We start from the raw sequence: 21,956 nt of genomic DNA on the forward strand, positions 1-21,956 counted from the left end.
TCAGCACGTTTATAAATAGCTTTTATCCTGCCGTTGGCTCTGAAAGGGCGGCCATGAGGCTTTTTTTTGCTAATTTTGCAACCCTAAAATGAAATTTAACTTAACAGCACAAGATCCGCTTTCAAAGGCCCGCGCCGGCGAGATCACTACCGATCACGGTACTATACAAACCCCTATATTTATGCCCGTTGGTACTGCAGGTACTGTAAAAGCAGTGCACCAGCATGAGCTTAAACAGGATATTTCTGCACAAATTATACTGGGCAACACTTATCACCTCTATCTGCGCCCCGGGTTAAACACCTTGGAAAGTGCCGGAGGCTTGCATAAATTTAACGGCTGGGACGGCCCTATCTTAACCGATAGCGGCGGCTACCAGGTGTATTCATTAACCGAAGTACGCAAAATTAAGGAGGAAGGTGTTACCTTCCGCTCGCATATTGACGGATCAAAACACCTCTTTACCCCCGAAAACGTAATGGATATTCAGCGCATAATTGGCGCTGATATCATCATGGCTTTTGACGAGTGTACCCCCTACCCATGCGATTATAACTACGCGAAACGATCAATAGAAATGACCCATCGCTGGCTAAAACGCTGCTGCGACAGGTTCGACAGCACCCTACCAAAATACGGTTACAGTCAAACACTTTTCCCAATTGTGCAGGGTTCGGTATATAAAGATCTGCGTGTACGTTCGGCCGAAGTGATAGCTTCCTACGAGCGTGAGGGTAATGCCATAGGCGGCCTTTCGGTAGGTGAACCTGCCGAAGAAATGTATGCCATGACCGAAATTGTATGCAATATATTACCGGAGCAAAAACCGCGTTACTTAATGGGCGTAGGTACGCCTGTAAACATCCTGGAAAATATAGCACTCGGTATTGATATGTTTGATTGCGTTATGCCAACCCGCAACGCGCGCAACGGCATGTTATTCACTAAAAACGGCATCATCAATATCAAAAATGAGAAGTGGAAAAACGACTTTTCGGCTATTGAAGATGACAGCGATCTGTTTGCCGACAGGGATTACAGTAAGGCTTATTTACGTCATTTGATCCATTCAGGCGAGATGCTGGGAGCTCAAATCGCGACCCTTCACAACCTGCATTTTTACCTTTGGCTGGTTAAAGAAGCAAGGAAAAAAATCATTGCAGGCGAATTTTACGACTGGAAAAACACAATGGTAAAGCGCCTCGGTCAGCGTTTATAACCATGCAACAATTAAAAGAATTACCAAAGCAAAACATGGGCATTAATAATCAAATAACCGACAGATGAAAGCTTTTTTTCATAAACATTTAAAGATCATCGATAGGTTTATTATTGGCAAATACCTGGGCACTTTTATATTCACTATGGGTATTTTCATGGTGATATCTGTAGTGTTCGACGTGTCAGAAAAGCTGGATAATTTCCTGAATAAACATGCCAGCTTTCACGATATCGTATTCAGATATTACGCTGGTTTTATTCCATTTTATCTCAATATGCTATCGCCGCTGATCAACTTTCTGGCGGTAATTTTCTTCACCGCCAAGATGGCAAACCAAACAGAAATTGTTCCTATCTTAAGTGGAAGAGCAAGCTTCAATCGTTTTCTGAGGCCTTATGTAATTTCATCTTCTATCATATTTGTGGTATCATTTTTTGCGAATGTTTACCTTATTCCGTTCACAAACCGCTTAAAAATCGACTTTGAAAATGCGAACGGGATGATGGATAATGACCCGACCAAGGTGGAGGTACATATGCAGATTGACAAGCACACCTTTGTTTATCTCGCCAATTACGACCCTACAACGCACCTTGGTTATAATTTCATCATGGAAAAATTTAATGGTGATACCTTGCGCGAGAAACTAATTGCCGACCAAATTCAATACGATTCTTTAAAACGGATCTGGTCTCTGAAGCAATACAGCGTTAAATATGTGAATGGAATGAAGGAGCAATTCATTAAAAGTTTTGCGCCAAAAGATACTGTTTTAGATATGCACCCAAGCGATTTCATTGTGTATGACAACGTATATCAAGCCATGTCATTAAGTGACCTGAACAAGAATATCGACAAGGAAAAGCTCCGTAGGCCCGAGTATTTAAAAGCCATTTATTTTGAAAAATATCATCGCTTTGTATACCCGCTATCGGCCTTTGTGCTCACGCTTATTGGTGTTTCCATATCATCAAGAAAGGTGCGCGGCGGGGTTGGTTTACCATTGGGGATAGGCATTTTATTATGCTTTGCATATATTATATTAGAGAAGTTTGCCCTGGTCTTTTCGGTAAAAGGGGGCATGTCACCATTAGTAGCGGTGTTCATTCCTAACATCATTTTCGGCATTTTAGGTTACTACCTGCTATTAAAAGCTCCAAAATAATGGCACAAAACCACCCATCCACCCTAAATAAGAACCTAATTATCCTCCATTTTACCGTTTTTGTGTGGGGATTTACCGGAATTTTGGGCGCTCTGATCACCATTTCGGCCGTGCAATTGGTGTGGTATAGGGTACTTATTGCCTTTGTTTCGCTGTTTTTGTATTTCAAATTCAATAAAACTGATTTTAAGGTCGACACCAAAACGCTGATTAAACTGGTGTGCACGGGAGCAATTGTAGGCGGTCACTGGATCCTTTTCTTCGCCGCCATCAAGCTTTCAACTGTCGCAGTTACGCTGGTTTGCCTCTCTTCCATTACGCTTTTTACCGCGATTTTTGAGCCGATCATCAATAAGAAAAGCATTTCGAAACTTGAAATTTTCGCCGGCCTTTTAATTATCTCAGGCATTGTTTTAATTTTCAAGTTTGAAGGAAGATACACTAAGGGTATCATAGCCGGGCTCGTAAGCGCCGTTTGCGCAAGCCTTTTTTCAATCATTAACTCACGCCAGGTTCAAAAACTACAGGCTCCCGTCATTGCATTTTATGAACTTTCAGGAGCGTTTGTATGGATCTCGATATACCTTTTTATTACCTCCGGCTATACCCGGGCCATGCTGCTGAAGCCTGCTGATATCGGCTACCTGGTACTGCTTGGCACGGTGTGCACATCGCTTGCTTATGTTGCCGGTGTATCCGTAATGCGCGAGCTTTCGGCGTTCAGGGTTGCGCTCATCACTAATCTTGAACCGGTATACGGTATCATTATGTCGTTTATTTTTTTTGGAGATATTAATAAAATGACGCTGGGATTCTGGGGCGGAGCACTCCTTATTTTGTCTACAATTTTCTTGTACCCCGTTGCTCAAAAGCAAATTGCCAGGCGCAAAAACAGGGCCTGATTTCCGCATTTCCGTATCCTTACTTAACACCTGGAGTTTATAAAAGCTATTCTATTGCCGACCATTTAATAGTCGTGTAGAAGCCTGAACTCATGCTCATTTTTCTCTTATCATCACCTTGGTAGGGGTAAAATACCCACGCCCGTTTAACCCATTTTTAGCCCCTCTGAGCGATTCTATCTTTTTGAGGCATTCCAGGCTCATTCAACACTTCGGACCGAAACAGGGGCAAAATCCATTTTCAACTTAGTGTATCAAAGTAAAATTTAAAATCCCATCAGGAAATTGAGCTATTTGCTTTTCAATCCATTTTTATCATAATAAAAATTTGAATAATTGATTTATATAACAAATATATAAAACTAAAAATCAAATACTTATAAATATTACATAAACAACAAGTTTAATAAAAAAAGCGTAAGTAAAATCACAAAAAACTAAAAAAAATAGCATCATTGTTTTTTACATCTAAAAAGTGTTATATAAATTTAATAATCAAATAATTGAACGTATTTATTTAGCGTAAAACTTTCGAATCAAACAAGAGAGAAGCAATCATTTCAAAGTGTAGTGAAGTAATTATTCAGGAATCGAAAAAAATCGCAGCATCTCTCCCATGTGTATACAGAAATCATTTTCACGATAAATTTCCAATGCTCTCACACGATTTGGAGAAGCAAAATCTGAGAGGAAAAATTAATGTCGCGTCGAATTAGGAAGGACTCCGATAGCCCCAGTTTTTGCAAATGAAAAACGCCGGGGAAATTTCACCATGTTTAAGATCCTCCCTTTTTGAGCAAAAGAATTTTCAGTTGAGCAAACACAAAACATCAGGAGAAAAACCAACACCTAACATTTGTTCCGGCGACGAAGATTTGAATGCACATACATCGGCTCTCAGCTCGTCACAAGCTTCCCGATCTTATAACAATGATTTAACGGAGATCAATTTTTATTAAACATTTAAAAAGCGGATATTGTATTAACTCTAAAATCAACATTCACCATGAGCATTAAAACAATAGTCATTGTAGTCGTCGCTGTTTTGCTTACCATCGTCCTGATGCAAAATACCGATGAGGTTTACTTCAAATTTTTGTTCGCCACTTTCAGGGTATCCAAACTAATGATGATGCTGGTGGTGGCAATAACGGGTTTTATCCTGGGCCTGATCGTGGCCTGGCCTAAAAAACAAAAATTTGATATTGAAGGCTATCATGACGCCATCCACAAAAAAGACGACACCGATACACTAAGTGACGAAGACAGAGAATACATCAGCTAATTATGAAAACAAAAATTGGATTTATCGGCCTTGGCCACATGGGTCTCAATATGGCCAAAAATCTTATTGCCACAGGGTACCACCTGCAGGTTTACAACCGTACACTTTCTAAGATTGACGAGCTCGGCGAAGACAGCGTAACCAAATGCATGAACCCTGCAGAAGCAGCGGCAAATGTGCCATTTTTGATCACCATGGTGTCGGATGATGAAGTGCTGCGAGAATCGACTGTAGGCGACGGCGGAATTTTAAAAACGCTACAGCCAAATGCTGTGCACATATCCATGAGCACAATTTCGCCCGATACTTCTGATGAATTGGCCAAATTACACCAGCAGGCCGGTAGCCGTTACCTCGCCGCTCCGGTGTTTGGCAGGCCTGAAGCGGCGGCGGCGCGCAAGCTCTGGATCTGTGTTTCGGGCGATGAGCATACTAAGACCGATGCCCGCCCGATCCTTGATTTGCTTGGCCAGGGAGTAATAGATTTTGGCCCATCGGTGGGTGGCGCAAATGTGGTGAAAATAGCAGGCAATTTCATGATCATGGCATCAATGGAAATGATGGCCGAAGCGTTTACCCTTGCAGAAAAAAACGGGTTAAGCCGGACACAGGTTTCCGAGTTTTTTGGCTCGACACTTTTCAATGCACCTATCTTCCAAAATTACGGCAAGCTCATCGCCGGCAAGCAATATGTCCCGGTAGGCTTCAAATCAAAATTAGGCTATAAGGACGCGCGCCTCGCATTCAAATTATCGCAGACAAGTGAGATGCCCATGCCTATTGCAAATGCCGTACACGGTCGCTTGTTAACGGCCGTAGCCAGGGGCTGGGGCGAGAGCGATTGGGTAGAAGGAATAGGACGCGGCGTAAGCGAAGATGCAGGAATTTGATTTGCAATTTCGAATGTTTGATTTCGGATTTGTTCAAAAGTAAAAAATCGTCATTGCGAGGCACGAAGCAATCCCCTATTAGCAAAGCAGCTATGCAAGTTTCTCTGTACAGAATGGGATTGCTTCGTGCCTCGCAATGACGCTTTAATATTTATTCATTTGCCAAAATTCTAAATTTCCTTGGCCAACGCAAGTGCCCTCGCTTGTAGCCCGCGTTCAATTATAATGCCCCCCTTTGTGTTGGCAAAGTTCCCATAAGCTGGGACGCTTGCAGTAGCGGTAGATTTCGGACGTTCGATTTCGGAATTTGTCAGTGATGATTTTGAGATTAGGTATCCCCTCAAAACAAGATTCCAGATGGCATTTTTTCCGTCCGAAGAGATCATTCGACGGAACCCATAAATTCTTTATAACAACACGTCATTATAAGGCACGAAGCAATCCCCTATTAGCAGAGCAACTATGCAAGTTTCTCTGTACAGTTTGGGATTGCTTCGTGCCTTATAATGACGCTTTTTTACTTTTAAAAATTCCAGCTAAATCCGAAATCGAAAATCAGAATTCCAATATTACAAATAGAAAACTTCGTTCTCCGCTTCCAGAAATTTCAGATCGGGAGTATCGGCAAAAATACCGAACACGGATGCACCGGTTCCGCTCATGCTAGAGTAGATAGCGCCGACGTCATAAAGAGCAGCTTTGATACCGCGGATCTCCACGTGATTTTTAAACACGGTTTGTTCAAAATCATTTTTGATCAGCTTCTTCCAGTTAGCTATGGGCTCGTTGATCAGATCGAACAGAGAGTCTTTTACAGGAGTTGGTTTTATACCGCGGAAAGCCTCGCCAGTAGACACGTGAACAGGCGGCATCACCAACGCTATTTTGTAAGCCGACAGGTCGAGTTTGATGCTCTCAAATTCGTCGCCACGCTCAAAGGCGAACACTGGCTTGCTCTCAATAAAAAAGGCGCAGTCGGCACCAAGGCGACGGGCATAACCGGTCATCTCTTCAATGGATAATCCGAGCTTAAATTCGTCGTTCATCAGCCTGATAAAAAACGCTGCATCAGATGAGCCGCCACCAAGCCCTGCGCCTATCGGGATATGCTTATGCAGGTGCATACTCACCGGCGGCAGATCATGATCCAGCTTAAGCATATGGTAGCCCTTAACGCAAAGATTATCCTCCACCAGGCCGGGAATGTCCAGGCCTGTTGAGGTAAAACTGAGCTTATCGCTCTTCACTACTTCAAGGGCGTCTTTAATGTCGATAGGGTAAAAAATGGTTTCGAGATTATGATAACCATCCGGTCGGCGTTCGGTAATATTGAGGCCAATGTTTATTTTTGCATTCGGAAATAAAATCATACAAAGTAATTAACACGTGATGTATTTGCTAACATCAGTAGGAAACCAAAGGTAGATTATTTTTCTTTGCCCTTTAAAATTGTTCATTAGTTCATTGGTTCATTAGTTCATTGGTATCTTATCCAATCAACCTGTATAACCACTCACCTAATCAACTACTCACCTAATCAACTAATACAAAATGAAACAGTATCTCGACCTGATGAGACATGTGATGGAAACCGGCGCGCAGAAGCATGACAGAACCGGCACCGGTACGGTAAGTGTGTTTGGCTACCAGATGCGTTTCAACCTTAATGATGGTTTCCCGATGGTGACCACCAAAAAACTCCACCTCAAATCAATTATCCACGAGCTCATTTGGTTTTTGAGCGGCGACAGCAATATCCGCTACCTGAAAGAAAACGGTGTGCGAATCTGGGACGAATGGGCCGACGAGAACGGCGACCTTGGCCCGGTGTATGGCAAACAGTGGCGCTCGTGGCCTACGCCCGATGGCGGCCATATTGACCAGATCCAGCAGGTGCTGAACCAGCTTAAAAACAACCCCGATTCGCGCCGCATAATTGTATCGGCCTGGAACGTTGCCGAGGTTAACCAGATGGCCCTGCCACCATGCCATAGTTTGTTCCAATTTTATGTAGCGCCCCCCGACACCGCAAAGGGAGAATTGAAGGGCAAGTTATCGTGCCAGTTATATCAAAGAAGTGCGGATATCTTTTTAGGGGTTCCGTTTAACATTGCTTCGTACGCGTTGCTCACCATGATGATGGCACAAGTATGTGACCTTGACCTCGGCGACTTTGTACACACCTTTGGTGATGCCCACCTGTACAACAACCACATGGAGCAGGCCCGCCTGCAACTAAGCCGCGACCCTCGTCCGCTGCCAACCATGAAGATCAATCCGGAGGTTAAAGATATCTTCTCATTTAAGTTTGAAGATTTCACTTTGGAAAACTATGATCCGTGGCCGCATATTAAAGCTGAAGTTGCGGTATAGTCATTTGTTCACTGGTTCATTAGTTCATTGGTATAAGGTTTAGATTGAGTTTAAGATTTCAACAGAATTTTGTTATCCTTACAGAATTAAAAAACTACCCGTCATTGCGAGGTACGAAGCAATCCCAAACTATACAGAGTGGCTCTGCTAATCGGGGATTGCTTCGTACCTCGCAATGACGTATTGAAAAATAAAGGTTCATTTGCTCAGCACCAATGAACCAGCGAACCAATGAACTAATGACACTATCTATAATCGTAGCCATAGCCAAAAACCACGCTATTGGTAAAGACAATAAATTACTCTGGTACCTGCCTAATGATCTGAAGCATTTTAAAGATGTTACTACCGGTCATACTGTGATCATGGGCCGCAAAACTTTTGATTCGGTTGGTAAGCCGCTTCCTAAGCGCCGCAACATTGTTATTACCCGGCAGAATATCAGCATTGAGGGCTGCGAGGTGGTGCCATCTATTGAAGCCGCTATTGAGCTTTGCAAGGCTGAGGACGAAGTTTTTGTTGTTGGCGGGGCCGAGATCTACAGGCAGTCAATTCCGCTTACAGACCGCATATATCTCACTATTGTTGACCAGGATTTCGAGGGGGATACATTCTTCCCCGAGTTAAATCCCGATGAGTGGCAGGAAAAAAATCGTGAAGATTTTGAGCCCGACGAAAAAAACAAGTATAAATATTCATTTATCACACTTGTACGTCGCTAACATTTTTTGTCATGATTTTGTTTTAATTTAAAATTTTGTGCTTACGAAATTTTATTAGATTTGCTCCCTTATTAAAAAAAGCTTATAAACTAATTAATTACATATTACAAATTCGATGCAAGGCAAAGGGGTTATTAAATTTTTCGCCATACTACTGGCAGTTGTGTGCTTGTACCAGCTATCATTTACGTGGGTGGCACACAAAGTTGAGAGTGATGCCAAAGTATATTCAAAGGGAGATTCGACCAAAGAAAAAACTTATTTGGATTCAATTTCCAACCAACCGGTTTATCCGCTATTTAAACATGATTACGCTTATGTAAAGCAAAGAGAAATTGCATTGGGACTCGACCTTAAAGGAGGTATGAACGTTACCATGCAGATCCAGCTGGATGAAGTAATACGTAAAATTGCGAACGACAATCCCGATGCTACTTTTAATCAGGCTTTGGCAAATGCCAATAAATTACAGGCTAACGCGCAAACCAGTCAAAAGGATTACGTTGCGTTATTTGTAAGCGAATACGAAAAGTTAAGCCCTAACGGTAAGCTTGCCGCTATTTTTTCAACAAAAGACAACCAGGACCACCTGAAGTTTAACGCTTCAAACAGTGAGGTTAAAACTTATCTTGAAGACTTGGCTTCAACAGCGGTTAAACAATCATTCACCGTATTGAACACCCGTATTAACCAGTTTGGTGTAACCCAGCCTAATATCCAGTTGCAACAAGGTTCAAACAGGATTTTGGTTGAGCTGCCAGGCGTTAAAGAACCGGAGCGTGTTCGTAAATTGCTTTCTGGTACTGCTAAACTTGAATTCTACGAAACTTTTGATAATGCAGAGGCTTACCAATACCTGATCAACGTTGACAACCTGCTTGCTGCAAAAAGCAAAACAGTTAAAGCCGATACCGGTAAATCAGCAAAAGCTGATACTACTGCTAACATTGCTGCTGCAAAAGCCGATACTGCCAAAGGTGGTTCACTGTTAAGCAAGGTTCAAAAGAACGCCGCTAAAAACGATACTTCAGCAGCTTCATTAAGCAAAACAAAATTAGCTTCTCAGCACCCGCTGTTTGCAGTAATGTCATTAAACGTTGGCCAGGGCGCAAACGGTCAGCAGCAATTAGGCCAGGGCCCGGTTGTTGGTTATGCTCCTTTACAGGATACAGCCAAGGTTAACTCATACCTGCACAGTGCCGATGTTTTAGCGGTTATTCCACGCAACATTAAATTTTTGTGGGAAGTAAAACCTATTAAAAACACTAAAACTTTTGCATTATACGCTATCAAGCTTACAGGCGCCGAAAACGGCCCGGTACTGTCAGGCTCTGTAATTAACGACGCCCGTGCTGATAACGATCAAAAAGGCAGCCCTGAGGTTGTGATGATCATGAACTCGGAAGGTGCTCAAAAATGGCGTGCTGTTACTGCCGAAGCATCATCAGGCACCAACAAAAAAGCTATCGCCATTGTTTTGGACGATAACGTATACTCTGCACCTACCGTTCAGAACGAAATTTCAGGTGGTGTATCATCAATCTCTGGTAACTTCACTATTGATGACACTCATGACTTAGCCAACGTATTAAAAGCAGGCCGTTTACCGGCTCCTGCCCACATCGTATCTGAATCAATTGTAGGGCCATCATTAGGCCAGGAAGCTATCTCTGCAGGTATCACTTCAAGTATCTTAGGTTTAGTTGTGGTATTGATCTTCATGATCGCTTACTACAACCGTGCGGGTACTGTAGCGGTAGTTGCGGTGATCATTAACATCTTCTTCCTGATGGGCGTATTAACCAGCTTAGGCGCGGTATTAACCGTACCGGGTGTTGCAGGTATCGTATTAACCTTAGGTATTGCGGTAGATGCCAACGTACTGGTTTATGAACGTGTACGTGAAGAGCTTGGCCTTGGCAAATCATTAAGACTTGCTGTAGCCGACGGTTTCAAACACGCATTGCCTTCAATCCTCGATTCACAGATCAGTACATTCCTTACCGGTTTGATCCTGTTTGTATTCGGTTCAGGTCCTATCCAGGGTTTTGCAACTACATTGATGATCGGTATCGCTACTTCACTGTTCTGTTCATTGCTGATCTCGAGGGTTATATTTGAGTGGATGCTTGATAAGAACATGGATATCAAATTCTCAAATCCATGGAGCTCACATACCTTTAAAAATGCAAACTTCGCGTTCGTAAAAAACCGTGGTAAGTTTTACATTTTCTCGGCTGTGTTCATTACTGCAGGTTTGATCTCTATCTTCACCCGTGGCTTTACCTACGGTGTTGACTTTGAAGGCGGCCGTAACTACATTGTTAGCTTCCCTAACAAAACAGTTACTACAGAGCAGATCCATGACGCTATCGACGCTACTTTAGGTCGCAGTACCGAGGTTAAAACCATGGGTACCGATAAATTCAGCATCACTACCAACTACCTGTTCAACGATAACTCAACAGCTGCTGATGTTAAAGTAAGGGCTACCCTTGTTAGCAAACTGGCCAGCAAACCTGAAACAAAAATCACCGACAGCAACATTTTAGGTGGTTCAAAAGTAAGTGCTACTATTGCCGATGAGTTAAAAACATCAGCTATCTATACGGTATTGTTCGCCATATTTGTGATCTCGGCTTATATCCTGATCCGTTTCCGCAAATGGCAGTTCAGCTTAGGCGCGATGATCGCTACCGCTCACGATGCTTTATTGGTATTATCGTTTTTCTCATTATTCAATGGTTTCCTTCCGTTCTCACTGGATATTGACCAGGCGTTTATCGCGGCGATATTAACGGTTATCGGTTATTCAATTAACGATACCGTGGTAGTGTTTGACAGGATCCGCGAGTTCCTTGATCACTCTACCAAGAACGAAAAACCTGAAGAGGTTATTAACAAGGCCATCAACAGCACATTAAGCCGTACCATTATCACAGCATTAACCGTGATCTTTGTATTGGTGGTATTGTTCATCTTTGGTGGTGACGTTATCAAAGGCTTCTCATTCGCATTATTGATAGGTGTAATTTTCGGTACATATTCGTCGATCTGTGTGGCAACACCGGTGATCGTTGACTTTGGAAAGAAAGACCTCAAATAATATAAAAGAATAAGTTATTGAAAAGGCTCCAAAGTAATTTGGGGCCTTTTTTTGTTGATACGCTACGCCATAACACTCAGTAAAAAACTGTGCCATCACCGACAGATGGTGTTGCATATCTCGTACAATGAGGTATACTTGCACCGTATAATCGTACAGAAATAATCGACGGCACGGAGATTGCGCTACACGCCCAAAACGCACACGCTGCCTTTAAAAAGTTTTTAAACAGATAACCTGCACAAATGAACACATCAAATAATTCGAAATTTCCTCTTGTAGTGATCGTAGGCGGCGGCTTTGGCGGCCTGCAGGTAGCAAAACAACTAAAGGACAAACCTGTAGACGTTTTGATGCTTGATAAACACAACTACCATACTTTTCAACCCCTTTTATACCAGGTTGCCATGGGCAGCCTCGAATCTGAGTCTATTGCGTTCTCCCTGCGGAAAAATTTTGCCAGTCAAAAAAATTTTCGCTTCAGGATAGCTGAAGTAACCAAAGTGGATGCAGAAACCAACACGCTTGAAACCACCATAGGCAATATAGCTTATGATTACCTGGTGATAGCTACAGGCTCGACTACCAATTTTTTCGGCAATAAGGATATTGAGCATTATGCTATGCCTATGAAGTCGATCCCCGAGGCGCTTAACCTCCGGTATTCCATTTTGCAAAATATTGAAGAAGCCCTGCTCAAAGTGGGCAAGGCAGAGCGTGACCCCTATCTTACTTTTGTACTGGTAGGTGCCGGCCCAACCGGTGTTGAGCTTGCGGGCTCATTAGCCGAACTCCGCAATCACGTTTTAACCAAGGACTATCCTGAGCTTAAAAAGGAGGATATGAAGGTTTACCTGGTAGACTTTTTGCCGAAAGTTTTAGGGCCATTTTCCGACCAGGCATCCAACGCGGCACGTACCTTCCTGACCAATATGGGTGTAGAGGTATTAACAGGTGTAAAGGTTGAAAGCTACGATGGCGAAGAAATCAAATTTGAAGGCGGTAAAACCATCCGCACCAAAAATGTGATCTGGAGCGCCGGGGTTATGGGCGTTGTGCCCGAAGGTTTTGATAAAGACGTTATTGAACGTGGAAATAAAATAAAGGTGGATAGTATTGGCCGGGTTACCGGAAGCAGCAACATCTTTGCTATTGGCGACGTTGCAGCCATGATCACCGATGAAACACCTAAAGGTCATCCAGGTGTGGCGCAGGTGGCTATACAAATGGGCCAGCATGTAGCCAAAAACATTATCCATATCATTAATGGCGAGCAAACCTCACCTTTCAAATACAACGATAAAGGTTCATTGGCCACCATTGGCCGTAATAAAGCTGTAGCCGATTTGGGCAAATTGAAGTTCCAGGGATTTTTTGCATGGCTGGTATGGATGTTTGTGCACCTGATTTCGCTTTTAGGAGGCCGTAATAAGGTTATCGTATTTATCAACTGGGTATCAAGCTATGTAACTTATAATGGTGGCACACGGCTTATAATCCGCAAATTTGAGCGTGAAGGTTTAACTGAAGACCAGCATTTACCCAATACGGTTGATTGAGATTGGAAAGTCAAGTGAATAATTTTTACTTTAGATTTAAAACCTAAAGTAAAAAAGCGTCATTGCGAGGTACGAAGCAATCGCGAACTATGGAGAGCAGACCTACAAATCGGGGATTGCTTCGTACCTCCCAATGACGGCTGTTATTATTCCATTGGAGTTAACTCTTAAAAAATGAATATCAAAATAACCGAATGTCCCCGCGATGCCATGCAGGGTATTCATGATTTTATTCCTACCGATATTAAGGCGGCATATATCAATCTGCTTTTGCAGGTGGGATTTGATACAATAGATTTTGGCAGCTTTGTATCGCCGAAGGCCATCCCCCAACTACAGGATACTGCCGAAGTGCTGAAAAAGCTTGATCTGAGCAATACAAGATCAAAACTACTGGCTATTATTGCCAACTATCGCGGAGCCGAAGATGCGGTAAAATATGAAGAGATCAACTATTTGGGGTACCCGTTCTCTATATCCGAAACTTTTCAGCTTCGAAATACAAACTCAACCATTGAACAGGCCTTTGAAACTGTACAGCTAATAAATGAACTGTGTAATAAAAACGGCAAGCAATTATTGGTTTATCTTTCGATGGGCTTTGGTAACCCTTACGGTGACGAATGGAATACCGGCATCATTGAGCACTGGGCAGAAAAACTGATTGGCGAAGGAATAAAGAACATTGCCATTGCCGATACTATTGGAATTGCAAATGCCGATCAGATCAGCAGTATCTATCCAAATCTTTGCCGTTTATTTCCCGATACCGAGTTCGGTATCCACCTGCATTCAACCCCGGATACCTGGCAACCCAAGATAGCTGCTGCTTACCAAAGCGGATGCAAACGTTTCGACACAGCATTAAAAGGCTACGGGGGCTGCCCCATGGCTAAAGACGACCTCACAGGCAATATCGCTACCGAAAACCTGATAAGTCACCTTAAAACACAAAACGAACCCACAGGGCTTAATATGAATAAATTTGAGGAAGCTATGGATTACTCGGGGAAGGTTTTTGGGTAAAACCCAAAAAAATATGTCATTGCCTACGAAGCAATCGCACGGAAGCAAAGCCGCTCTGTAGAGTATGCGATTGCTTCGTACCTCGCAATGACGCGCGATGAGTGTTTTTATCTTTACGCCGCCGCGCTCTTAGCCGCTTTAGCAGTTTTTGTTTTAACCACCCTGTCAAAATTTTCCATTACTAACACAGCTGCGCCAATCAATTCGGCGTCAAAGCCTAATTCAGACACAAGCAATTCAGTGCCGCCGGCTAAACGGGGGATACAGTATTTATGAAGGGCTTGTTGTATCGGAGCCATCAGGATCTTGGCAACTTTGGCACCACGGCCGCTTAATACGATGATTGCCGGGTTCATGATGTGGATAAGAATGGCAAGGGCTTTTCCTATTTTATAACCTGCGTCTGATAACAGCTCAATGGCAAACTGGTCGCCGTTATTGGCAGCTTCTATCAGGGCATCACCCATTAGTTTGGAGTGATCATCCTCGTTGTATTTTAAACTTGTTACACGGCCTTTTTTGATACCTGCGATAGCTTTTTGGGCTACCACCAATAGCGATGCTTCGGCTTCGAGACAGCCGCGTTTACCGCATTCGCAAAGGGAGCCATCCTCTGATAGCGGGATATGGCTCAACTCACCGGCAAAACCATTGTGGCCCCGGAACAGCTTACCATTTACGATCATGCCCAGACCGATACCCCAGCCAAGGTTTATTACCATAACTTCCTGCTGTGATTTGGCTATACCGAATTTTTGTTCGGCAAGCGCTATAAGGCTCGAGTCGTTATCAATATAAGTGGCAATACCGGTTTTTGCAGTAAGATAGGCCGTTAAACTTTGGCCGCCGGCATCAAGATAAGTGTAATTGATACCTTCGGTGATATTGATGAATCCGGGCATACCGATACCGATACCGGCAATCCTGTCCTTAGGGATCCCACTGTTTACAATATAATTATTGATCTCTTCAACCAGTTTAGGCAAAGCCTCCGGATTATTTAGTAGTTTAAGCTCAAAAGTGAGCATATCGGCAACGGGATTATTCAGCAGATCAAACATTTGGATGCGGGCCGTAAGCTGATCGAGCGCGATAGCCAAAATATGCATGGCGCTCGATTTTACCGAATACATTAACGGGCGACGGCCGCCGCTTGAAGGTGCATAGCCTTGCTCAACAACAAAACCCTCATGCATTAATTCGTTTATAGCTTTGGCTATGGAAGGGATACTTTTATCAAATAACTCACTTAATCCTGCGCAGGACATGGCCTTATTAAAATAAAGCCTTTTAATGATCATGTTTTTTAACTGGCTGCCCTTTACCCCTTTATTCGTAAGTTCCATTAACAATTTTTATAGTTTGGTTTATAACAGGCAACACCTTAGTGTTCTGAATTTATAAAATTAAAAATAAAGTAATTAAGTACAACTGTATTTATTACAGTATTAAACCTGTTGTAAGTACATGGACATTATTAACGTACCATTTGCCTACAAAGCACAAAAATATCTATAATATCCGTGTACGATATAAAATAAGCGAAAGTTTTGATTAAAATTTAGCCTGGAGGAATGTTTGAACCCGATATTCAACTACGGCAGCAGCCAAAACCGCCAGCCACCCCAATATTTGTCATATTGTGATCTAAAGTTTTGTAACTGGAGTGATAAAGGTAAGCCATATGAAAAAGCAAAAGCATCATACATTTGCCCTTCGCTGAAATTGATAACGCCTTTAGTTTTTAAATTGTAAACTTTGTATCCCGAATCAACTGCCATACTTAAATTATCCCCTTTCAAGGCATAAACCTTTACATGAACTTGTTCACTTTTGCCTTTGGGTTCAAAATAGGCGGACTGGTTGCTTTCCAACATCGCTTCGCCATGTCCTAATGGAATCCGGGACTCATCGCCGAGTCCTTTATTGCCATAATAGGTAAATGAGAACACTAACAACAGGATGCTTACGACTTTATAAACTGCAAATATCTTCGACCACTTAAAGCCGGTGTACTTTTTCCGTGCTTTTAAAACCAACACCCATAAAAACCAGATTAAAGGCGTATAAATCAGTCCAAGGATAGATGATTTAATTACAACAAACAGCAGGTGCAATAATGTAGTCATAGAATAGTTTTATCTTTTTCAATTTGCATGAACATCCAGCGCTGACCTTCCAGGTCGGCAGCACGGTAGCGCGTGCCAGGGAAACCATATTCAAGTTCGCTTAGGATAGTAGCTCCTTTATGTTTCGCGGTGGTGTAATGCCGCTCTACATCATCTACATAAACCAAAACTCCGTTAATAACATAGGGTACTGTGCTCCATTTAGCAGCAATATCACAATTTTGGGCGTGATGTGCCGGACTTTGATAATGGGGAGTCGGTTCGGCCAGCATTACCAAGCTATTGCCCATTTTAAGCTCACCATGAGTAAGCCGACCGGCATCATTCGTCATCCGCATATTTTCAGTAAAGCCGAATACATCGCACAACCAATCTATAGCCGCAATACCGTCTTCATAGGCAAGCATAGGGATTATTTGTTGATTGATACTACTCATCGAATTATCTTTAATACAAAGCGCATTGTAGATACAACTATAACATCAACCACAAAAATAATCATTAATGCATACCCAAACTCCCGCAAAAACTGCCTGAAGCGTATATTAAAACGGATAATTAAAAATGTGACTAAGGAAATAATGCAAAATATAAGCAGAGGGATCTCCCTAACAAAAAGAGTAACATAAACAAATTTACGGGCATCTATCGGATGTGGCCGGTTAGCCATCAGTTCATTATAATATTCCTGTAAATAAGGGTGTATTGCTAACAATACTATCTTATCAACAATATAAGTCGCCACTAAAAGCATTAAAATAAATGCACCTATTACATCAAACCGGATACGTTTTTTTAATACTATTAACATTGTGCAATAAGTTTAGCAGCACTAAAGGTAAACTATTGCAGTCTATTTATCAAAGCAGCTTATTTTTCCTCCAATTGCTTTTTAAGCTTAGCAACTTCATACTCCAATTTTAGTACATATTCGTTTTGCGGGGCGAAGGCTTCTTTAATTTCATCAACAGTGTACCGCGGAGTGATATGCTGCGGACAATTCCAGTCGAAGGCTTTTATGTCAAAGATGAGCATGCGTTCGGCGGTATGTTTATACTCAGACGGATCTATCAGGTCAAATAGTTCGGGATTGTCGGCAAGTTCAACAATCCGGGCATCAGCATATATTTTGAGCCTTGTTTTGCGGGGATAATCCATCAAAAACAACGACACCTGAGGATGTGCCATCACATTACCTACCGAAATATACTGTTTATTGCCCCTAAAATCAACCACACCAATGGTATGACTGTCTATTACCTTGATGAAGCCGGCAGGCCCTCCCCTGTGCTGAATATATGGATAGCCGTTTTCTCCTATACTGGCCATATAAAAGCTATCCCGGCTTTCTATAAATGCCTGTTCAGATTCGGCCATGCCGTCTTTATCGGCCATGAGGTTTTCCATGCGGGCATAACCATCCCGGCTACCATGTTTTTCCTGTAGTTTTTTAACACCATCGGTAAAGGCAAAGCGTGCAAAGTTCATGATATAAGTAATTTAAGAAGTAAATACTTATGCCCGCCTTGCAGTGCAAGGCGGGCATAAGCGTGTAAACAAATTATAAATCGAATATATTATTTAACCAATTCGGGAATAGTCGGCCAGTCAACCGGTACCTGGGTTAAGGCGTATACGTAATTGGTGATGGTTTTATCACCAACAGCTACCACTACGTCAATCAGGTTAGCTTGTGTATAACCGGCAGCGTAAAAGTTTTCTACCACCTGGTGATCGGCATGGCCTTTATTTTCGGTGATTGATTTAGCTACTTTAACCAAAGCATCAATTTTTGCATCAAATGAGGCAGAACCACCACGAATCTCAACGATCTGGTCATCAGTAAAGCCGTTCATTTTAGCAATGGCTGTGTGGGCGGCAGAACAGTAAGCACAATCATTCACCTGGCTTACTATAAGGTTTACGGCTTCTTTTTCTTTAGCGCGTAATGATGTTTTACCGTTTGAAAGTGATATATAATTAGCCAATGCATGATCTGAAGTTGCAAAAACTGCAAACAGGTTTGGCACGCGGCCTATCACTTTGGTTAATGTATCAAATATGCCCTGGTTTTCTGGTGTTACTTGTTCTCTTGTTGGAATTGCGAAAGTTTTCATTTTTGTAATGTTAATTTTTGTTGTTTTGAATTAACAATACAAAGATGGCGAGTTTAGCAGCCCTGCAGAATAGACAAACTTCCCGGGTTCTTGTAATTATTTCCCTTTGGCTACCAAAACCTTATTATTTCTGAAATCGGTAGGTGAAAAAGAGGTGTGTTTTTTGAAAAAATTGCTAAAATAAGCCGCATCCTCAAAACCAAGTTCATAAGTTATTTCCTTAGCCGATTTATCGGTATAGTACAATAACCGCTTGGCCTCAATAATAAGCCGCTCCTGGATTACCTGCAAAGGAGGCTTGTGGTTATATATCGCAAAAAGATTGGATAACGTTTTGGGCGATTTATTTAATTGCTGTGCATAATAAGCTACTGTATGCTGTTCGCGGTAATTATTCTCAACCATTAAGTTGAACTTGCGGACAGTGCCAAATTTCTCATCGGCTATAGCCTCTTTATGACCGCTGTGAGCCTTTGCCAGGCGGGTTACAATAATGATGAGCCGCTTCAACAGCATCCGGAGCATATCTATCTGGATATTATCTGCAGTTTCAAACTCTTCAATAAAAATATCAAGCAGGCGCTGCAATTTAAACTGCATGGTTTCATCAAGCGTAACAAATACCTGCCCGGCGCTGCCATAAAACAGGAAGCCCACACAGCTTACTTCTTCATCATGGTCAACAATGCAATAAAAATCTCGGTTAAACTGCCAGGCTATAATATCGTCAGGCCGTTCAAAACAGAACGACTGGTTAACCATTAAGGGTAGGATCGTATTGGGCAGAAAATCGTACTCCACCTCATCAATGGTCACAGTTTGCTTTTCGCTCTTGTTCCAGGCTATTGTGAGGTATTTATGCTGACGATCTCGCGTAAAAAACAGCCTGTCGAAATGTTTTTCATTGATAAGCAGCAGCAAATCGCCGCCTGTAGATTGTTCTGTAACCGATAGTTTCATTTTCGCTTGGCGCAAAGGTATTTAAAAGTAGTAATTAAGCACTAAGCACCATCGGTTTATCACCGCCAGATGACCAATCGTGCTGAACGTTAGTCATGAGCAAAGCGTTATCAAACTTTACAGAACCTTTGGGGAATATGGTTTCATCTTCAAAAAAGCTCGATTTAACAGCGCTTACTTCAAGCGCTTGAACTTTCCAGTTATCGGTATGTAATACCAGGCCTTCATACTTATTGCCATTAGGCGAATATCCCGTCGATCCGGCCTTAAAGAAATCAGAAGCTACATCAAGCGTTCTGAATATCGAATCCGGATTGAGTTGATCAGCAACTTTGGCATCCACACTGATCACTGTTCCGTCCGAACTGGTGAAAGCCACGTGATATTGGTTGTCGTGTTCATCAACTTCAAATTTGGCCTGGTAATGCCTGCCGGGAAATACCCTGCCGCCGGCAACCGTATTAAAAAAAGATGATGTATCCCTCCTTGGAATATAAACTCCTTCTTTTAATTCTCCGTTTTCATGCCATTCAACAGCAATGCGATGTGCACCGTTCTCAGATCCAACTCCTAAAAAAGCAGGCATGCCTTTAGGTCGTACCTGTTTAAGTCTGATCAAACAGATACCGGCAATAGCCCTACCATTAAAAAGCTGGGGGCTAAAGGGCGGTGGTACCATTTTACGTGCTATATCCGCATCTACCGTAAAGTTTACCAATATACGCCTGTCAATTATTCCGGTAATTTTTGGAATTTTCATGAGTTAAATTTATGCTGATTTTTTTTGTGGTGAAATAGCCGAACGCAAATTATTTAGGGTCAACTAATCACATGATCTTAACGACCTCTTAACATACTTCATCAAATATTCATGCTTAAAAAAGGCCAAACATCTATCTTGGCGCTCAATTACTTTTAAGAATATTTAAAAGTAATAACCCCTTTTAATTTAAGAATGACTATTACCCAATTTCTTGACCAGCATCAGGATACTGTGCAGGTTGCTTTATATGCTTTTATTATATGCTCATTATGGCTGATGGAAGTTTTCGTTGCTTCTGGTATAATTTCGGTAAAAAAGCGCTGGCAACATAATAAAACTAACCTTATGTTCATTTTTACCGCCCTCCCTATCCAGCTATTGCTTACAACCATTGTTTTGATCGTACTCGGCTGGACCAACGCACATCATTGGGGGCTGATCAATTACATACCCGGTCATCACAATAAATGGATTTATTATATCAGTCTTTTCATGTTGCTTGACCTTTGCGAATATGTTTATCACGTAGTAATGCATAAGATAGACCCGCTTTGGAAATTTCACCTCGTACATCACAGCGATCTTCATGTTGATGTTTCAACCACAGTACGCGAACATCCCGGCGAAACCTGTGTACGTACCTGTTGTTTAATGCTTTGGGTATTTATTTGCGGCCCTGCAATTGGGGTATTAGTATTGAGGCAAACATTCCAGTCACTGTTTAACATCCTGGCCCATACTGAGTTCAGATTACCTCAGCACGTTAATAAAATTGTGGGTTTGGTTTTTATAACCCCAAACCTGCACCACGTACACCACCACTACCAATTGCCGCATACCGATCGCAATTACGGCGACGTACTAAGCATCTGGGACAGGCTTTTTGGCACTTTTGGCGAACTTGAACAGGAAAACACCCAATTTGGCATTGATACCCATATGGATAAAAACGTTAACGGCAAGTTTGCAAATATTCTTAAGATACCTTTTCAAAAGCTGGAGCGGCCTCAAAAATAAAAGGCACTTAACATCCTGTTACAATATGCAGTCCCATAACTTTTAGCAAATTTCCGTTTGTGGCCGGTTTAGACAAATATAAAGTTGGCTGTTCTACATTATAATCGGTTGTAGTGTCAAGGATCAAATCAGGCACTTTATCACCGTCAATATCACCAACAAAAAGTATTTGCGTTAGGGCATCATCAAAACTGGGTGCAGAAGCAAGCATTTGATCAAATAGCTTTCCATTAATTACAGCTTTTATAAATAACCTGTAATTGGTTATCACATAATCTTTGGCTACAATGTCGTATTTGCGGTTACCCGTGGCATACAAAGTGTAAGTGATATTACCATTTGTGAACCGGGTAGATCGCCCCGGAAATAACTCAGTTGCTTTAACATTAATCTGTTCAACCGGCCGGTTAGTTATACCCGTAATCCCGGAAAATAACAATAAGGCACTGTCCTTAACCGATTTCGTTATCTCTACACCCGTAGCCTGTCCTTCATTATCAAACATATCGTCATGGGCCTTCTTAATTACCAGGCTTGTACTTGCTATATAATGTCCGCCGGCCGACTTAAACAAACCTTTCCAGTGATATTTACCCCAATCAAGAGCAACTTCTCCGCCATGAAACAAATCATATCCAGATAAGATCCTTGCCGGATACGAAACAGAATCAGAAGGATAATACACTACCTAATCTTCAATTGGCGCAACCAGGCTCACAG

Annotated in this window: 21 protein-coding genes; 11 read left to right on the plus strand and 10 right to left on the minus strand. The window is 42.1% G+C overall.

Annotated elements, in window-relative coordinates:
* The first annotated feature begins 88 nt into the window (after window positions 1-88).
* From tgt to AC1DUD_RS05420, 5 genes are all read left to right on the plus strand, one after another.
* Entirely contained in the window at window positions 89-1,219 is a 1,131-nt protein-coding gene (tgt, locus tag AC1DUD_RS05400; RefSeq protein WP_477372363.1) for a tRNA guanosine(34) transglycosylase Tgt, read from the plus strand.
* Window positions 1,220-1,283: 64 nt separating this feature from the next.
* Entirely contained in the window at window positions 1,284-2,387 is a 1,104-nt protein-coding gene (locus tag AC1DUD_RS05405) for an LptF/LptG family permease (RefSeq protein WP_477372365.1), read from the plus strand.
* Window positions 2,387-3,289 carry a DMT family transporter gene (locus AC1DUD_RS05410; protein WP_477372367.1) on the plus strand — a complete coding sequence of 301 codons (903 nt, stop codon included), beginning with the start codon at window positions 2,387-2,389 and terminating at the stop codon, window positions 3,287-3,289. The genes AC1DUD_RS05405 and AC1DUD_RS05410 overlap by 1 nt, the downstream gene beginning before the upstream one ends.
* A gap of 1,006 nt (window positions 3,290-4,295) precedes the next feature.
* Window positions 4,296-4,574 (plus strand): LapA family protein, encoded by a 279-nt coding sequence (locus AC1DUD_RS05415; protein WP_330859815.1) that lies wholly within the window; start codon window positions 4,296-4,298, stop codon window positions 4,572-4,574.
* Between the two features lie 2 nt (window positions 4,575-4,576).
* Window positions 4,577-5,464 carry an NAD(P)-dependent oxidoreductase gene (locus AC1DUD_RS05420; RefSeq protein ID WP_477372369.1) on the plus strand — a complete coding sequence of 296 codons (888 nt, stop codon included), beginning with the start codon at window positions 4,577-4,579 and terminating at the stop codon, window positions 5,462-5,464.
* Window positions 5,465-6,033: 569 nt separating this feature from the next.
* On the opposite strand, the gene ispE is transcribed toward AC1DUD_RS05420, so the two are convergent.
* Window positions 6,034-6,834, minus strand: coding sequence for a 4-(cytidine 5'-diphospho)-2-C-methyl-D-erythritol kinase (ispE, locus tag AC1DUD_RS05425; RefSeq protein ID WP_477372371.1), 801 nt, complete (start codon window positions 6,832-6,834; stop codon window positions 6,034-6,036).
* A 181-nt stretch (window positions 6,835-7,015) separates the two neighbouring features.
* Here ispE and AC1DUD_RS05430 point away from each other — a divergent pair, with 181 nt between their 5' ends.
* From AC1DUD_RS05430 to AC1DUD_RS05450, 5 genes are all read left to right on the plus strand, one after another.
* Window positions 7,016-7,837, plus strand: a complete 822-nt coding sequence (locus AC1DUD_RS05430) for a thymidylate synthase (protein WP_477372373.1) — start codon at window positions 7,016-7,018, stop codon at window positions 7,835-7,837.
* A gap of 239 nt (window positions 7,838-8,076) precedes the next feature.
* Complete coding sequence (locus tag AC1DUD_RS05435) at window positions 8,077-8,559, plus strand: dihydrofolate reductase (protein ID WP_477372375.1); 483 nt, start codon at window positions 8,077-8,079, stop codon at window positions 8,557-8,559.
* 115 nt (window positions 8,560-8,674) lie between these two features.
* A complete protein-coding gene (secDF, locus tag AC1DUD_RS05440; protein WP_477372377.1) occupies window positions 8,675-11,665 on the plus strand; it encodes a protein translocase subunit SecDF in 2,991 nt (996 codons plus the stop codon).
* Between the two features lie 245 nt (window positions 11,666-11,910).
* Complete coding sequence (locus AC1DUD_RS05445) at window positions 11,911-13,224, plus strand: NAD(P)/FAD-dependent oxidoreductase (protein WP_477372379.1); 1,314 nt, start codon at window positions 11,911-11,913, stop codon at window positions 13,222-13,224.
* Window positions 13,225-13,398: 174 nt separating this feature from the next.
* Entirely contained in the window at window positions 13,399-14,250 is an 852-nt protein-coding gene (locus AC1DUD_RS05450; protein ID WP_477372381.1) for a hydroxymethylglutaryl-CoA lyase, read from the plus strand.
* A 113-nt stretch (window positions 14,251-14,363) separates the two neighbouring features.
* Here the strand turns inward: AC1DUD_RS05450 and AC1DUD_RS05455 are convergent, their stop codons facing one another.
* The 8 genes from AC1DUD_RS05455 to AC1DUD_RS05490 form a co-directional block, all read right to left on the minus strand.
* The gene (locus tag AC1DUD_RS05455; protein ID WP_477372383.1) at window positions 14,364-15,596 is read right to left on the minus strand and encodes an ROK family protein; all 1,233 of its coding nucleotides are present in this window, start codon (window positions 15,594-15,596) and stop codon (window positions 14,364-14,366) included.
* A 249-nt stretch (window positions 15,597-15,845) separates the two neighbouring features.
* Window positions 15,846-16,379 carry a hypothetical protein gene (locus AC1DUD_RS05460; RefSeq protein WP_477372385.1) on the minus strand — a complete coding sequence of 178 codons (534 nt, stop codon included), beginning with the start codon at window positions 16,377-16,379 and terminating at the stop codon, window positions 15,846-15,848.
* Window positions 16,376-16,786, minus strand: a complete 411-nt coding sequence (locus tag AC1DUD_RS05465; RefSeq protein ID WP_477372387.1) for a VOC family protein — start codon at window positions 16,784-16,786, stop codon at window positions 16,376-16,378. Before AC1DUD_RS05465 ends, AC1DUD_RS05460 begins: the two co-directional genes overlap by 4 nt.
* Window positions 16,787-16,812: 26 nt before the next feature.
* Entirely contained in the window at window positions 16,813-17,190 is a 378-nt protein-coding gene (locus AC1DUD_RS05470) for a hypothetical protein (RefSeq protein WP_477372389.1), read from the minus strand.
* Window positions 17,191-17,249: 59 nt separating this feature from the next.
* Entirely contained in the window at window positions 17,250-17,867 is a 618-nt protein-coding gene (locus AC1DUD_RS05475; protein WP_477372391.1) for a pyridoxamine 5'-phosphate oxidase family protein, read from the minus strand.
* An 89-nt stretch (window positions 17,868-17,956) separates the two neighbouring features.
* Entirely contained in the window at window positions 17,957-18,496 is a 540-nt protein-coding gene (locus AC1DUD_RS05480) for a carboxymuconolactone decarboxylase family protein (RefSeq protein WP_477372393.1), read from the minus strand.
* 96 nt (window positions 18,497-18,592) lie between these two features.
* The gene (locus AC1DUD_RS05485) at window positions 18,593-19,456 is read right to left on the minus strand and encodes a helix-turn-helix domain-containing protein (protein ID WP_477372395.1); all 864 of its coding nucleotides are present in this window, start codon (window positions 19,454-19,456) and stop codon (window positions 18,593-18,595) included.
* 34 nt (window positions 19,457-19,490) lie between these two features.
* Complete coding sequence (locus AC1DUD_RS05490) at window positions 19,491-20,216, minus strand: DUF2071 domain-containing protein (RefSeq protein WP_477372397.1); 726 nt, start codon at window positions 20,214-20,216, stop codon at window positions 19,491-19,493.
* Window positions 20,217-20,411: 195 nt separating this feature from the next.
* Here AC1DUD_RS05490 and AC1DUD_RS05495 point away from each other — a divergent pair, with 195 nt between their 5' ends.
* On the plus strand, window positions 20,412-21,236 hold the full coding sequence (locus tag AC1DUD_RS05495) for a sterol desaturase family protein (RefSeq protein ID WP_477372399.1): 825 nt from the start codon (window positions 20,412-20,414) through the stop codon (window positions 21,234-21,236).
* A gap of 7 nt (window positions 21,237-21,243) precedes the next feature.
* Here the strand turns inward: AC1DUD_RS05495 and AC1DUD_RS05500 are convergent, their stop codons facing one another.
* On the minus strand, window positions 21,244-21,921 hold the full coding sequence (locus AC1DUD_RS05500; RefSeq protein WP_477372401.1) for a hypothetical protein: 678 nt from the start codon (window positions 21,919-21,921) through the stop codon (window positions 21,244-21,246).
* Between the last annotated feature and the right edge of the window lie 35 nt (window positions 21,922-21,956).

The organism is Mucilaginibacter sp. P4_A11, assembly GCF_056402535.1.